General features: G+C 75.6%; 11 protein-coding genes and 1 riboswitch. Of the genes, 7 read left to right on the forward strand and 4 right to left on the reverse strand.

Translation table 11 applies throughout. The features are described 5' to 3' along the window. The first annotated feature begins 112 nt into the window (after positions 1-112). The 3 genes from ACU616_RS25950 to ACU616_RS25960 are packed head-to-tail and all read left to right on the forward strand — an operon-like array spanning position 113 to position 3,659. Positions 113-1,246 carry a polyprenyl synthetase family protein gene (locus tag ACU616_RS25950; RefSeq protein WP_446761272.1) on the forward strand — a complete coding sequence of 378 codons (1,134 nt, stop codon included), beginning with the start codon at positions 113-115 and terminating at the stop codon, positions 1,244-1,246. A 2-nt stretch (positions 1,247-1,248) separates the two neighbouring features. Then, positions 1,249-2,739 carry a phytoene desaturase family protein gene (crtI, locus tag ACU616_RS25955; RefSeq protein WP_446761273.1) on the forward strand — a complete coding sequence of 497 codons (1,491 nt, stop codon included), beginning with the start codon at positions 1,249-1,251 and terminating at the stop codon, positions 2,737-2,739. Then, positions 2,736-3,659 carry a phytoene/squalene synthase family protein gene (locus tag ACU616_RS25960; protein ID WP_446761274.1) on the forward strand — a complete coding sequence of 308 codons (924 nt, stop codon included), beginning with the start codon at positions 2,736-2,738 and terminating at the stop codon, positions 3,657-3,659. Before crtI ends, ACU616_RS25960 begins: the two co-directional genes overlap by 4 nt. A 61-nt stretch (positions 3,660-3,720) precedes the next feature. On the opposite strand, the gene ACU616_RS25965 is transcribed toward ACU616_RS25960, so the two are convergent. Further along, positions 3,721-4,071 carry an Rv2175c family DNA-binding protein gene (locus ACU616_RS25965; RefSeq protein ID WP_446761275.1) on the reverse strand — a complete coding sequence of 117 codons (351 nt, stop codon included), beginning with the start codon at positions 4,069-4,071 and terminating at the stop codon, positions 3,721-3,723. Positions 4,072-4,123: 52 nt separating this feature from the next. Continuing rightward, a riboswitch (ZMP/ZTP riboswitch) is annotated at positions 4,124-4,207 on the forward strand. Between the two features lie 26 nt (positions 4,208-4,233). Here ACU616_RS25965 and ACU616_RS25970 point away from each other — a divergent pair. The 4 genes from ACU616_RS25970 (at position 4,234) to ACU616_RS25985 (ending at position 10,057) form a co-directional block, all read left to right on the forward strand. Continuing rightward, on the forward strand, positions 4,234-5,691 hold the full coding sequence (locus ACU616_RS25970) for a glycine hydroxymethyltransferase (RefSeq protein WP_446761276.1): 1,458 nt from the start codon (positions 4,234-4,236) through the stop codon (positions 5,689-5,691). Positions 5,692-5,895: 204 nt separating this feature from the next. Then, the gene (pknB, locus tag ACU616_RS25975; protein WP_446761277.1) at positions 5,896-7,893 is read left to right on the forward strand and encodes a Stk1 family PASTA domain-containing Ser/Thr kinase; all 1,998 of its coding nucleotides are present in this window, start codon (positions 5,896-5,898) and stop codon (positions 7,891-7,893) included. Next, positions 7,890-8,774, forward strand: a complete 885-nt coding sequence (locus ACU616_RS25980) for a deoxyribonuclease IV (protein ID WP_446761278.1) — start codon at positions 7,890-7,892, stop codon at positions 8,772-8,774. Before pknB ends, ACU616_RS25980 begins: the two co-directional genes overlap by 4 nt. 131 nt (positions 8,775-8,905) lie before the next feature. Then, positions 8,906-10,057, forward strand: a complete 1,152-nt coding sequence (locus tag ACU616_RS25985; protein ID WP_446761279.1) for a S8 family peptidase — start codon at positions 8,906-8,908, stop codon at positions 10,055-10,057. Between the two features lie 106 nt (positions 10,058-10,163). Here the strand turns inward: ACU616_RS25985 and ACU616_RS25990 are convergent, their stop codons facing one another. Genes ACU616_RS25990 through ACU616_RS26000 form a run of 3 tightly spaced genes read right to left on the reverse strand, consistent with a single transcriptional unit; the run spans position 10,164 to position 13,543 of the window. Further along, positions 10,164-11,174 (reverse strand): threonine aldolase family protein, encoded by a 1,011-nt coding sequence (locus tag ACU616_RS25990; RefSeq protein WP_446761280.1) that lies wholly within the window; start codon positions 11,172-11,174, stop codon positions 10,164-10,166. Further along, positions 11,167-12,498, reverse strand: a complete 1,332-nt coding sequence (locus ACU616_RS25995; RefSeq protein WP_446761281.1) for a class II 3-deoxy-7-phosphoheptulonate synthase — start codon at positions 12,496-12,498, stop codon at positions 11,167-11,169. The genes ACU616_RS25990 and ACU616_RS25995 overlap by 8 nt, the downstream gene beginning before the upstream one ends. A 22-nt stretch (positions 12,499-12,520) precedes the next feature. Next, positions 12,521-13,543 (reverse strand): ATP-dependent 6-phosphofructokinase, encoded by a 1,023-nt coding sequence (locus ACU616_RS26000; protein WP_446761282.1) that lies wholly within the window; start codon positions 13,541-13,543, stop codon positions 12,521-12,523. Positions 13,544-13,609: the final 66 nt, after the last annotated feature.

Below are 13,609 nucleotides of genomic sequence, written 5' to 3' on the forward strand. Positions count from 1 at the left end.
CGCTCCGGGCAGGACGACCCGGGACGGCAGTCGAGCGGCAGGAGGCCCGTTGAGCACCCACTCCCACCCCCTGAGCAGGCCGCGCACGACTCGGTGGGGCGATACTGGTCCCGTGATCAACGGGACGGCGCAGCGCGAGTCCGTGGTCCGCCCCCTCGCCCCGTCGCTGGCGGCGGCCGACCTGGGGCGTGTCCGCGGCGCGGTCTCGGCCGCGCTCACCGGGTTCCTCGAAGAGCAGCGCAGCACGCTGGCCGCGATGGACCCGGCGCTCACCCGGGTCGTCGACGAGGTGTGCGCGCTGGCCGACGGCGGCAAGCGGCTGCGCCCGTCCTTCGCCTACTGGGGCTGGCGCGGGGTCACCGAGGACGTCCCCGGCCCCCTGGAGGACGACGCCGCCGTGCTGCGCGCCGTCGCCGCCCTGGAGTTCGTGCACGCCAGCGCCCTCGTCCACGACGACGTCATGGACGGCGCGCTGACCCGCCGCGGCCGGCCGGCCACCCACGTCGGGTTCGCCGCCCACCACGGCGACGGCGGCCTGACCGGCGACGGCGACGCCTTCGGCGTGGGCGCGGCCATCCTCGTCGGCGACCTCGCGCTGGTGTGGTCCGACGAGCTGCTGCGCCGCTCGGGCATCAGCGCCCCCGCCCTGGCCCGCGCCCGCTCGGTGTGGGACACCATGCGCACCGAGGTCACCGCCGGGCAGTACCTCGACCTGCTGCGCGCCGCCGGCGGCCTGCCCGGCGCCCAGGGCGCGCTCACCGTCGCCCGGTACAAGAGCGCCGGCTACACCGTGCAGCGGCCGCTGCAGCTGGGCGCGGCGATCGCCGGCGCCGGCCCGCGCGCCGCCGACGCCTACACCGCGATCGGCCTGCCGCTGGGCGAGGCCTTCCAGCTGCGCGACGACGTCCTCGGCGTCTTCGGCGACCCGGCGGTCACCGGCAAGTCCGCCGACGACGACCTGCGCGAGGGCAAGCAGACGCTGCTCATCGCGCTGGCCGAGGAGGAGGCCGACGAGGAGGGGCGGGCGCTCCTGCGCACGCGCCTGGGCGACCCCGACTGCGGCGTCGACGAGCTGGACGCGCTGCGCGACCTCATCGAGCACACCGGCGCCCGCGCCCGCGTCGAGGAGCGGATCGCCGAGCGCACCGCCACCGCCCGCGCCGCGATCGCCGACGCGCCGATCGCCGAGGAGGCCCGCGCCGCCCTCGACGCGCTCGCCGTCGCCGCCACCGCGCGCACCGCCTGAGCGTGCGCACCGTCCCCGGACCCACCGACCGCGTCGTCGTCGTCGGCGCCGGCCTCGCCGGCCTGGCGACGGCGCTGCGGCTGCGCGGCGCCGGCCGCGAGGTGACCGTCGTCGAGCGCGGCGACGGCCCCGGCGGCCGCGCCGGCGTCGTCGCCCGCGACGGCTACGTGCTCGACACCGGGCCGTCGGTGTTCACCGCGCCGGAGCTGGTGGCCGACACGCTGGCCGCCGTCGGCGAGCGGCTGGAGGACCGGCTCGAGCTGGTGCCGCTGGAGACCACCTATCGGGCGCAGTTCGCCGACGGCTCCCACCTCGACGTGCACGCCGACGTCGACGCGTTCGCCGCCGAGGTCGAGGCGCTGGCCGGCCCGGCCGAGGCCGCCGCGCTGCGCCGCTACCTGGCCGACCTCGCCGAGCTGTACCGGCTGCAGATGGCGACCTTCATCGACCGCAACCTCGACACCCCGTTGGACCTGCTCGGCCCGGAGCTGGTCGCGCTGGCCCGCCGCGGCGGGTTCGGCCGGCTGTCGAGCCACGTCGCCCGGTTCTTCACCGACGACCGGCTGCGGCGGCTGTTCAGCTTCCAGGCGCTCTACGCCGGGGTCAGCCCCTACCGGGCCATCGCCGCCTACGCCGTCATCGCCCAGCTCGACATCGGCGCCGGCGTCTGGCACCCGGTCGGCGGGATCGGCGCGGTGCCGCGGGCGATGGCCGCCGCGGCCGAGGACGCCGGGGTGGCGTTCCGCTACGGGGCCGCCGTCGAGCAGCTGGAGCTGCGCGGCCGGCGGGTCACCGGCGTGTGCCTGGCCGGTGGCGAGCGGCTGGCCGCCGACGCCGTCGTCGTCACCGTCGACCGGCCCGAGGAGCTGGTGCCCGGCTTCGCGCGCCGCCGCCGGCCGGTGTACTCGCCGTCCTGCGTGACCCTGCACCTCGGCGTGCGGAACGAGCTGCCCGGCCAGGCGCACCACACGATCAGCTTCGGCGCGGCCTGGCGGCAGGTGTTCGACGAGCTCACCCGCGACGGCCGGCCGATGAGCGACCCCAGCCTGCTGGTGAGCACGCCCTCGGTGACCGACCGGTCACTGGCCCCCGCCGGCGGGCAGGTGCTCAGCGTGGTGGCGCCGACGCCGAACCTCGACCCGCACAGCGGCGGCAACCCCACCATCGACTGGGACACGCTGCTGCCCCGCTACCGCGCGGAGGTGCTGCGCACGCTGGAGGCCCGCGGCTGGACCGGACTGACCGACGCGATCGAGGTGGAACACGTGGACACCCCACGGACCTGGGCCCGGCAGGGCATGGCCGCCGGCACGCCCTTCGGCCTGGCGCACACCTTCGGCCAGACCGGCCCGTTCCGGACGCCGACGCTGCCCCGCCGCGGCCCGGAGAACGTCGTGCTGGCCGGCTCGTCGGTGCAGCCCGGCGTCGGCGTGCCGATGGTGGTCATCAGCGGCCGGCTGGCCGCCGAGCGGATCACGGGTCCCCGGCGGTGACGGCGACCGAGCGGCCGCTGACGCAGGCGCAGCGCCAGGAGCGGCTCGACGCCGCCTACCGGTACTGCGCGGCGGTCAACGCCGAGCACGGCAAGAGCTACCACCTGGCCACCCGGCTGCTCACCGCCGACCGCCGTCCGGCGGTCCACGCGCTCTACGCCGCCGCGCGCACCGCCGACGACCTGGTCGACCACCCCGGCGCCGACCCCGAGGCCGACCTGGCCGACTGGTCGCGGGCGCTGCTCGCCGAGCTGGAGGCCGGCTGGTCCGACGACCCGGTGCGGCTGGCCACGGTGCACACCTACCGCCGGTACCGGATCCCGGTCGAGCACCTCGTCGACTTCCTCGCCGCGATGACCAGCGACCTCACCGTCACCGGCTACGCCGACATGGCGGCGCTGGACCGGTACATGTGGGGCTCGGCGTCGGTGATCGGGCTGCAGGTGCTCCCCGTGCTCGGCACCGCGCCCGGTGTCGCCCGCGAGGAGGCCGCGCCGCACGCGATCGCGCTGGGCGAGGCGTTCCAGCTGACCAACTTCCTGCGCGACGTCGCCGAGGACGCCGACCGCGGCCGGGTTTACCTGCCCGCCGACGTGATGGCCGCGCACGGCGTCACCCGCGAGCAGCTGCAGGAGAAGCGGTACGACGCCCGGTTCCGCGCGCTCATGCAGGAGATGGTCGCGATCGTGCGGCGCCGCTACGACGACGCCGAGCCGGGGACGCCGATGCTGGCGCCGGAGTCCCGCGACTGCGTGCGCGCGGCGAGCGCGCTCTACGGCGGCATCCTCACCGAGATCGAGCGCGCCGACTACCGGGTGCTCGACCGGCGGGTGACGGTGTCCAAGCCACGCCGGCTGGGCATCTTCGCCCGCCGCCTGGCCAGCGCCCAGGCGGTGCGCCTCCGTACCCGCCTGGCATAGGGAGCTGAACGCACGTCCCGGGGCCCGGGACGTGCGGATCGCCTCCCGTGCCTCCGGGGGGTCAGAAGGCGAGGGCCTGGGCGCGGCGGGTGACCTCGGTGTGCCGGTCGTTGCGCAGCGCCTCGACCGGCGTGCCGGGCAGCGACTCGTCGGCGCGGAACAGCCACTCGAAGACCTCGGCGTCGCTGAACCCGCCGTCCCGGAGCACGGTGATCAGCCCGGGCAGGTGCCGCAGGACGGCGCCGTCCTGCAGGAAGTCGGCCGGGATGCGGCTGTTGCCGCTGCCCGGGACGGCGAGGAGCTTGCGCTCGCGGACGAGCTGCCGGACCTTGTTCGGCGACACCCCGAGGGCCGCGGCCACCTCGGCGGGCGTGAGGGTCTGCATGGCGTCGCTGGTGACGTCGGCGTCCATGGATCCGAGCCTAGGTCGACCGCCGGGATGCCTGCCGGAGCGGGCTAGGATCGGCGCGGGCCGTGACTGGCGCATCGAGGTGGGGCACCACCGGGGAGCGGCCTGCACTCCCCCGCCGGGCGCCTGGGCAGAGCCGACCACCGACCGCGCAGGAGCCCACCCATGACCGACGTGACCCCCTCCTTCGACGGCGCCGCCGCCTCGACCGCCTACCGCAGCGCGCTGCAGGTGATCGCCGAGGTCGAGCCCCGCGTCGCCGACGCCATCGGCGCCGAGCTGGCCGACCAGCGCGACTCGCTCAAGCTCATCGCCAGCGAGAACTACGCCAGCCCCGCGGTGCTGCTGACCATGGGCAACTGGTTCAGCGACAAGTACGCCGAGGGCACCGTCGGGCACCGCTTCTACGCCGGCTGCCAGAACGTCGACACCGTCGAGGCGCTGGCCGCCGAGCACGCCCGCGAGCTGTTCGGCGCCCCGCACGCCTACGTGCAGCCGCACTCGGGCATCGACGCCAACCTCGTCGCCTTCTGGGCCGTGCTGGCCCAGCGGGTGGAGGCCCCGGCGCTGGAGCAGGCCGGCGTCCGGCACGTCAACGAGCTCACCGACGAGGACTGGGCGACGCTGCGGCACGCGCTCGGCGACCAGCGGATGCTCGGCATGAGCCTGGACGCCGGCGGCCACCTCACCCACGGCTTCCGCCCGAACATCAGCGGCAAGATGTTCGCCCAGTCCTCCTACGGCACCGACCCGGAGAGCGGGCTGCTCGACTACGACGCCGTCGCCGCCCGCGCCCGCGAGTTCCGCCCGCTGGTCCTGATGGCCGGCTACTCCGCCTACCCGCGCAAGGTCGACTTCGCGCGGATGCGGGAGATCGCCGACGAGGTGGGCGCCACGCTCGTCGTCGACATGAGCCACTTCGCCGGCCTGGTCGCCGGGAAGGTCTTCACCGGCGACTTCGACCCGGTCCCGCACGCGCACGTCGTCACCAGCACCAGCCACAAGTCGCTGCGCGGCCCCCGCGGTGGGTTCGTGCTCAGCCAGCCGGAGTACGCCGACGCCGTCGACCGCGGCTGCCCGATGGTGCTCGGCGGGCCGCTGCCGCACGTCATGGCCGCCAAGGCGGTCGCCTTCGCCGAGGCGCGCCGTCCGCAGTTCGCCACGTACGCGCAGGCCGTCGTCGACAACGCCGTCTCCCTGGCCGAGGGACTCTCCCGTCGCGGCGCACGGCTGGTCACCGGCGGCACCGAGAACCACATCGTGCTGCTCGACGTCTCCGGCTTCGGGCTGACCGGCCGGCAGGCGGAGTCCGCGCTGCTGGACGCCGGCATCGTCACCAACCGCAACGCGATCCCGGCCGACCCCAACGGCGCCTGGTACACCTCCGGCGTCCGGCTGGGCACCCCGGCGCTGACCACCCGCGGCTTCGGCGCCGCCGAGTTCGACCGCACCGCCGAGCTCATCGTCGAGGTGCTGTCGAACACCAGCCCCGCGACGACGCGGGACGGGTCGACGTCCAAGGCGAAGTACGTCGTCGACGGCGGCCTGGCCGACAAGACCCGCGCCGCGGCCGCCGAGCTCGTGGCCGCCCACCCGCTCTACCCGGGCCTCGACCTCGCGTGACCGCCGCGATGATCAGGTGACCTGATCATCGTGCGTCCTCCCTCACGTCCCACGGTGAGGGAGGACGCTCCACGATCAGGTTCCCTGATCGTCGCCGTCCTCCCGTGACCGGTGTGACGGGAGGGTGCGAGGGGTCTGGGCGGGGTCTGGGCGGCCCGCGTGTACGGGTCGGCGCGCGGGCCTGCGCTTCCTACACTCGGCTCCGTGGACACCGCCGTGACCGACCCCGTGGTCGGCCTGGTCCTCGAGGGGCGCTACCGCCTCGAGGAGCGGCTGGCGCGTGGCGGGATGTCCACCGTGTACGCGGCCACCGACCTGCGCCTGCACCGCACGGTCGCGGTCAAGGTGATGGCCGAGCACCTGGCCCACGACCCGACGTTCGTCGACCGGTTCACCCGCGAGGCGCGGGCCGCGGCGATGCTCAGCCACCCCAACGTCGTGTCGGTCAGCGACCAGGGCAGCGACCAGGGCCTGGTCTTCCTGGTCATGGAGCTGGTCCGCGGCCGCACGCTGCGCGACCTGCTGCAGGCCCGCGGCCGGCTCACCGTCGCCGAGGCCTTCGCCGTCCTGGAGCCGGTGCTCGCCGGGCTGACCGCCGCCCACCGCGCCGGCATCGTCCACCGCGACGTCAAGCCCGAGAACGTGCTCATCGGCCACGACGGCACGGTCAAGGTCGCCGACTTCGGCCTGGCCCGCGCGCTCACCGGCACCGGGCAGACCAGCCACACCGGCGGCGTGCTCATCGGCACGGTCGCCTACCTCTCCCCCGAGCAACTGGAGCGGGCCCGCGCCGACGCCCGCAGCGACGTGTACGCCGCCGGCCTGGTGCTGTTCGAGGTGCTCACCGGGCACCCGCCCTACGGCGGCGACACCCCGCTCGCGGTGGCCTACCAGCACGTGCACCACGACGTCCCCGCGCCGTCGGCGGAGGTGCCCGGCGTGCCGTGGCAGGTCGACGAGCTGGTCACGCGCACCACACGCCGCGAGCCCGCCGTCCGGCCGCTCGACGCCGGCGCCTTCCTCGCCGACCTCGAGGACGTGCGCTCCGACCTGGGCCTGGCCCGCGTGCCGGTGCCCACCGGCCGCAGCTCCGCCGGCCCCGACACGATCCGGCCGACCAACCGGCCCACCCGCCCGCGGCACCCGAGCGACCCCGGCCCGGGCGGCGACCCCGGCACCGAGGTGCTCGGCGCGGGCCGGTCCTCGCGCGGGCGCGGCACCAGCATGCTGCCCGGCACGGGCACCGGCCCCACCACCGACGTCGCCGGACGCCGCCCGGGCCTGGCGCCGAAGCGGCCCGGCGTCCCGCAGCACGTCCGGCGGCGCCGCGCCCGGCTGGCGGTGGCCGTCGTGCTGCTGCTCGCCGTCACCGTCGGCGCGATCGGCTGGTGGCAGGGCTCGGGCCGCTGGACGACGGTGCCCTCGCTGGAGGGCGCCGACCGCGCGGCCGCCGTCGACCTGCTGCAGGGCGCGGGGCTGGACCCGGTCTTCGCCGACGACCAGTTCAGCGAGAGCGTCGCGGAGGGCACCGTCATCTCCGCCGACCCCGACGGCGGTGAGGCCATCCGCGGCAGCGACGTCGAGCTGGTCGTGTCCAAGGGGCCCGAGCGGTTCACCGTCGACCCCGAGCTGGTCGGCCGGCCGCTGGAGGAGGTGCAGGCCTGGCTCGCCGAGAACGTGCCCGCGCAGGTCACCGTGCAGCAGGCCTACGACGAGGACGTCCCGGCCGGGTCGGTGAGCGGGTTCGACCCCGAGGCCGGCACCGCGCTGCGCCGCGACCAGCCGGTCACCGTGGTCGTCAGCCGGGGCCGCGCCCCGGTCCAGGTGCCCGACGTGGTCGGGCAGAGCCCGGACGCCGCGCGGGACAACCTCGAGGCCCAGGGGTTCACCGTCACCCGCACCGAGGGCCGCAGCGGCGACGTCGGCACCGGCCAGGTCATGGCCGTGAGCCCCACGCCGGGGCAGAAGGCGCCCTTCGGCAGCGAGGTGACCATCCAGGTCTCGGTCGGCCTGCCGCAGGTCACCGTGCCGGACGTGACCGGCATGAGCGCCCGCGAGGCGGCCGCGGCGCTGGAGTCCGCCGGCCTCACCTACAGCACCTCGACCTTCATCACCGGCGACCGCGTGTACCGGCAGAGCCCGGGCGCGGGCACCGTCGTCGACATCCGCACCGAGGTCAGCCTGCTGCTGAGCTTCGGGTGAGCGCCTCCCCCATCGGCGCGCACGTCCAGGTGGCCGGTGGCCTGGCCACCAGCGGGCTGCGCCACACCGACGAGATCGGCGCGCGGGCGGTGCAGGTCTTCGTCGGCAACCCGCGCGGCTGGCGGCGCAGCGCCGGTGACCCCCGCCAGGACGCCGCCTTCGTCGAGGGGCTGGCCGAGCGCGGCGTGCCGGCCTTCGTGCACACGCCGTTCCTGGTCAACGTCGGCTCCCCCACCCCGGCCACCGTCGACCGCTCCGTCGAGACCATCGCCGCCGACCTCGCCCGCGGCGTGCAGCTCGGCGTCCACGGCGTCGTCGTCCACGCGGGGTCCGCCGTCGACGAGGACCGCTACGAGGCGGCGCTGCGGCAGCTGCGCGAGCGGCTGCTGCCGGTGCTCGACGCCCTGCCCGACGACGGCCCGCGGCTGCTCGTCGAGCCGACCGCCGGCGGTGGCCGGTCGCTGGCGGCCACCGTGGAGGACCTCGGCCCCTACCTCGCGGCACTCGACATGCACCCGAGGGTCGGCGTCTGCCTCGACACCTGCCACGCCTGGGCCGCCGGGCACGACCTGGCCACCCCCGGCGGGACGACGGCGACCCTGGACGCCCTCGAGGCCGCCGTGGGTCCCGGCCGGCTCGGGCTGGTGCACGCCAACGACTCCCTGGACGAGCGCGGCTCCCGGCGCGACCGGCACACCACCATCGGCGAGGGCACCATCGGGGCCGGCGCGTTCGCCGAGCTGCTGGCCCACCCGGCGGTGGCCGGGGTGCCGGTGGTCGTGGAGACGCCGAGCGCCGACGGCGGCCACGCCCGCGACATCGCGCTGCTGTGCGCGCTGCGCGACGGCCGCCGCGCCTCCGAGGTCCCCTCCGCCGCCTGATCCCCCCGGAGCCGATACGCGGTCGTGACCCTGCGGCTCCGCGCGTTCACTTGAGGTGAGCTCTGACGCCGCGTTGGCTCGCACCCCACCGCGGTCGTCCGGCCGCGGAGCGTCCCTCCGAGGAGCCGTCCTTGCCCACTCGTCGCCCCCTGGCCGTCGGCGTCGTCGCGCTGGCGACCGTCGGCCTCGGCCTCACCGCCGGCCCCGCCTCCGCCGCACCCGCCGACGGACCCCGCGCCACCTACGTCGTGACCGTCGACCGCTCCACCCTCCCGGCACGGGCCGCCGAGCGGGCCCGCGGCCTCGGCGGCGAGGTCCGGCACGTCTACACCGCGGCGCTCACCGGCTTCGCCGTGGACCTGCCCGAGGCCGCCGCACCGCGGCTGTCGGCCCTCCCCGGAGTCGTCGCCGTCGAGCGCGACCAGGTGTTCGCCACCGAGGCCACGCAGTCCGGTGCCACCTGGGGCCTCGACCGCATCGACCAGCCCGACCTGCCTCTCAGCACCACGTACTCCGCCACCGCCACCGGCGCCGGGGTGACCGCCTACGTCATCGACACCGGGATCCGCTCGACCCACACCGAGGTCGCGAACAGCGTCCGGGCCGGCTACAACGCGGTCGGCGGCAAGAACACCACCGAGGACTGCAACGGCCACGGCACCCACGTCGCCGGCACCATCGGCGGGACCACCTACGGGGTGGCGAAGGACGTCACGCTGGTGCCCGTCCGGGTGCTGGGCTGCACCGGCAGCGGCACCACCTCGGGCGTGGTCGCCGGCATCGACTGGGTGACCCGCGACCACGCCGCCGGCGCCCCGGCCGTGGCCAACATGAGCCTGGGCGGCGGCCTGAGCACGGCCATCGACAACGCGGTCAAGGCCTCGATCGCCGACGGGGTCACCTACGCCGTCGCCGCCGGCAACGACGGCGTCAACGCGTGCACCAGCTCCCCGGCGGACGTGCCGGCGGCGCTCACCGTGGCCGCGAGCGACCGGGCCGACGCCTCGGCCTCCTTCACCAACCACGGGGCCTGCGTCGACCTGTACGCGCCCGGCGTCGGCATCACCAGCGCCTGGTACACGAGCAACACGGCGACCAACACCATCAGCGGGACCTCGATGGCCACCCCGCACGTGGCCGGCGTCGCCGCCCTCCACCTGCAGGGCGCCCCGACGGCCTCCCCGGCGACCGTCGCGGCGGCCGTCACCGGCGGCGCGACCGCGGGCCGGATCACCGGCGAGCCCGCGAACACGCCGGACCTGCTGCTGCACAGCACGTACTGATCCCCGCGGGCGACGGTGCGTGCTGGTGCACGGTCCTCGCGGACCGCACTGCCCACCAGCGCACACCGTCGCCGTGCAGCAGCCGCAGCCGGGCGGCGTGTACGGCCTAGCGGTCGAGCAGAGCCGCCAGGACGTCGCCGGCGCGGTCGACCGCGGCCCGGTCCACCTCGAGGGAGGTGACCAGCCGGATCCGGTGTGCGCTCACCTGCGACACCAGCACGCCCCGTGCCTTGGCGGCCTCGGCGACGACGGGCGCGGCGACGTCGTCGAGCACGACCATGTTGGTCTCCACCGTGGCCGGGTCGACGCCGAGCCGCTTGGCCAGCACCTGGGCGTGCTCGTGGTCCTCGGCCAGCCGCGGCAGGTGGTGCTCGAGGGCGTACAGCCCGGCCGCCGCCAGCACGCCGGCCTGACGCATGCCGCCGCCGAGCCGCTTGCGCCACAGCCGGCCGGCGGCGATCCGCTCGGCGGAGGCCACCAGGACCGAGCCGACCGGCGCACCCAGGCCCTTGGACAGGCACACCGACGCGGTGTCGGCCAGCCGGCCGTAGGTGGCCAGGTCCTCGCCGGAGGCGGCCGCGGCGTTCCAGATCCGCGCGCCGTCGAGGTGCACGGCGAACCCGCGTTCCCGGGAGGCGTCCCACAGCCGCTGCAGCTGGCCGAGGGGCTGCACCCGGCCACCGCCGCGGTTGTGCGTGTTCTCCACGGCGACGGCGGCGGTCGCGGTCAGGTGCCAGTCGTCGCTCGGCCGGACCTGCGCGAGGAGCGCGTCGGCGTCGAGCAGCCCGCCGTCGGACACGACGGTGCGGGTGGAGATGCCGAAGACGGCGGCCGCGGCACCCATCTCGTAGGTGACCACGTGCGCCTCGGCGTCGCAGAGCACCTCCTGGCCGGGCTCGCAGACCAGCCGCATGCCGATCTGGTTGCCCATCGTCCCCGAGGGCACGAACAGCGCGGCCTCGTGGCCGAACAGGTCGGCGACCCGCTCCTCCAGCGCCCGGATCGACGGGTCCTCGCCGTAGACGTCGTCGCCCACCTCGGCCTCGGCCATGGCCCGGCGCACGCCCGGCGTCGGCCGGGTGACGGTGTCCGACCGCAGGTCGATCACGTCAGCCACGCAGCATCTCCGCGACGAGGAACGCCAGCTCCAGGGACTGCCCGGTGTTCAGCCGCGGGTCGCAGGCGGTCTCGTACCGGCTGTCGAGGTCGGCGTCGCTGATCTCCATGGCCCCGCCGAGGCACTCGGTGACGTCCTCGCCGGTCAGCTCGACGTGGATGCCGCCGGGCCAGGTGCCCAGCGCCCGGTGGACGTCGAAGAAGCCGAGGACCTCGTCGACGACGCGGTCGAAGTGGCGGGTCTTGTAGCCGGTCGGCGACTCGTGCGTGTTGCCGTGCATCGGGTCGCACTGCCACACGACCCGGTGGCCGCCGGCGGTGACCTTCTCCACGATGCCGGGCAGGACGTCGCGGATCTTCCCGTTGCCCATCCGGCTGATCAGGGTGAGCCGGCCGGGGACGCCGTCGGGGTCGAGCCGCTCGACGAGCTCGGAGGCCTGCTCCGGGGTGGTGGAGGGCCCGATCTTGACGCCGATGGGGTTGGCGATCCGCGACATGAACTCCACGTGCGCGCCGTCGAGCTGGCGGGTGCGCTCGCCGATCCAGACGAAGTGCGCCGAGGAGGCGTAGGGCCGGCCCTCGTGCACCCGCAGCAGCGCCTGCTCGTAGTCGAGGATCAGCGCCTCGTGGCTGTTGTAGAGCTCGACGCCGCGCAGCGCGGTGTCGTCGACGCCGCAGGCCTTCATGAACGCCAGCGCGCGGTCGATCTCGCGGGCGATGACCTCGTAGCGGACGCCGGCCGGGGAGTTGGCGACGAAGTCCTTGTTCCAGTCGTGGACGGCGTGCAGGTCGGCCAGCCCGCCGCGGGCGTAGGCGCGGATCATGTTCATCGCCGCCGCGGAGTTGGCGTAGGCGCGCACCAGCCGGTTGGGGTCGGGGATGCGCTTGTCGAGCACCGGCTCCAGCGAGTTGACCATGTCGCCGCGGTAGGAGGGCAGGCCCAGGGCGTCGGTGTCCGACGAGCGCGGCTTGGCGTACTGCCCGGCCACCCGGCCGACCTTGACCACCGGCACGCTCGCGCCGTAGGTGAGGACGACGGCCATCTGCAGCAGCGTGCGGGTGGTGCTCTGCAGGTGCGGCTCGGTGTTGAGGTCGAAGGTCTCGGCGCAGTCGCCGCCCTGCAGCAGGAAGGCCCTGCCCTGCGCGACCTCGGCCAGCCGCCCGCGCAGCTCGTCGACCTCGCTGGGCGCCACGATGGGCGGCACGCTCGACAGCGTGGACAGGACGGCGTCGAGGGCGCCGCGGTCGGGCCAGCTCGGCTGCTGGGCGGCGGGGAGCTCCCGCCACCGGTCGAGACCGGGGGTCGGCTGCGCGGGATCGTTCACGCCCCGAGGGTACGGGGGGCCCTCAGCCGAAGAAGACCTCCGCCTCCGCGTACCGCTCCACGGGGACGAGCTTCAGCCGGGCGGTGGCCTCGGCGATCGGGACCGGGACGACGTCGGTGCCCCGCAGCGCCACCATGACCCCCGACTGCCCGGCGCGGACCGCCTCGACGGCGGCCAGGCCGAAGCGGGTGGCCAGCACCCGGTCGAAGGCCGAGGGCGTGCCCCCGCGCTGGACGTGCCCGAGCACGACCGCGCGCGCCTCCCGACCGGTGCGCTCCTCCAGGACGGCGGCCAGCGCGGCGCCGACGCCGCCGAGCCGGACGTGCCCGAAGGCGTCGGTCTGGCCGGTGGAGGTGACCAGGTCGCCGTCGGCGGGCCGGGCGCCCTCGGAGACGACGACGATCGGCGAGTAGCCGGACTCGAAGCGGTGCAGGCAGTGCGCCACCACCGCGTCGACGTCGAACGGGCGCTCGGGGATCAGCACGACGTTCGCGCCGCCGGCCATCCCCGCGTGCAGCGCGATCCACCCGGCGTGCCGGCCCATCACCTCGACCACGAGCGTGCGGTGGTGGCTGTCGCCGGTGGTGTGCAGCCGGTCGATGGCCTCCATCGCGACGCCGACGGCGGTGTCGAACCCGAACGTGTAGTCGGTGGCGTCGAGGTCGTTGTCGATCGTCTTGGGCACGCCCACCACCCGCAGGCCGCCGTCGGCCAGCCGGGCCGCGACGCCGAGGGTGTCCTCGCCCCCCACCGGCACGAGCGCGTCGATGCCGCGTCGGGCCAGGGTGGCCCGCACCCGGTCGGGACCACCCTCGAGCGCGTAGGGGTTGGTGCGCGAGGTCCCCAGCACGGTGCCGCCCCGCGGCAGCAGTCCGCGGACGGCGGCGAGGTCGAGGAGGACGGCGTCGTCCTCGAGGACGCCGCGCCACCCGTCGCGGAAGCCGACCACCTCGTCCCCGCACTCGGTGCTCCTGCGGACGACGGCGCGGATGACGGCGTTGAGGCCGGGGCAGTCACCTCCGCCGGTCAGGATGCCGATCCGCATGGCTGCCTCCAGGAAGATCCCGGTCTGTTGGGTCGTTGGTCGGCGTCATGATGCCGCAGGTGGAGG

This window comes from Geodermatophilus sp. URMC 62 (assembly GCF_052931475.1).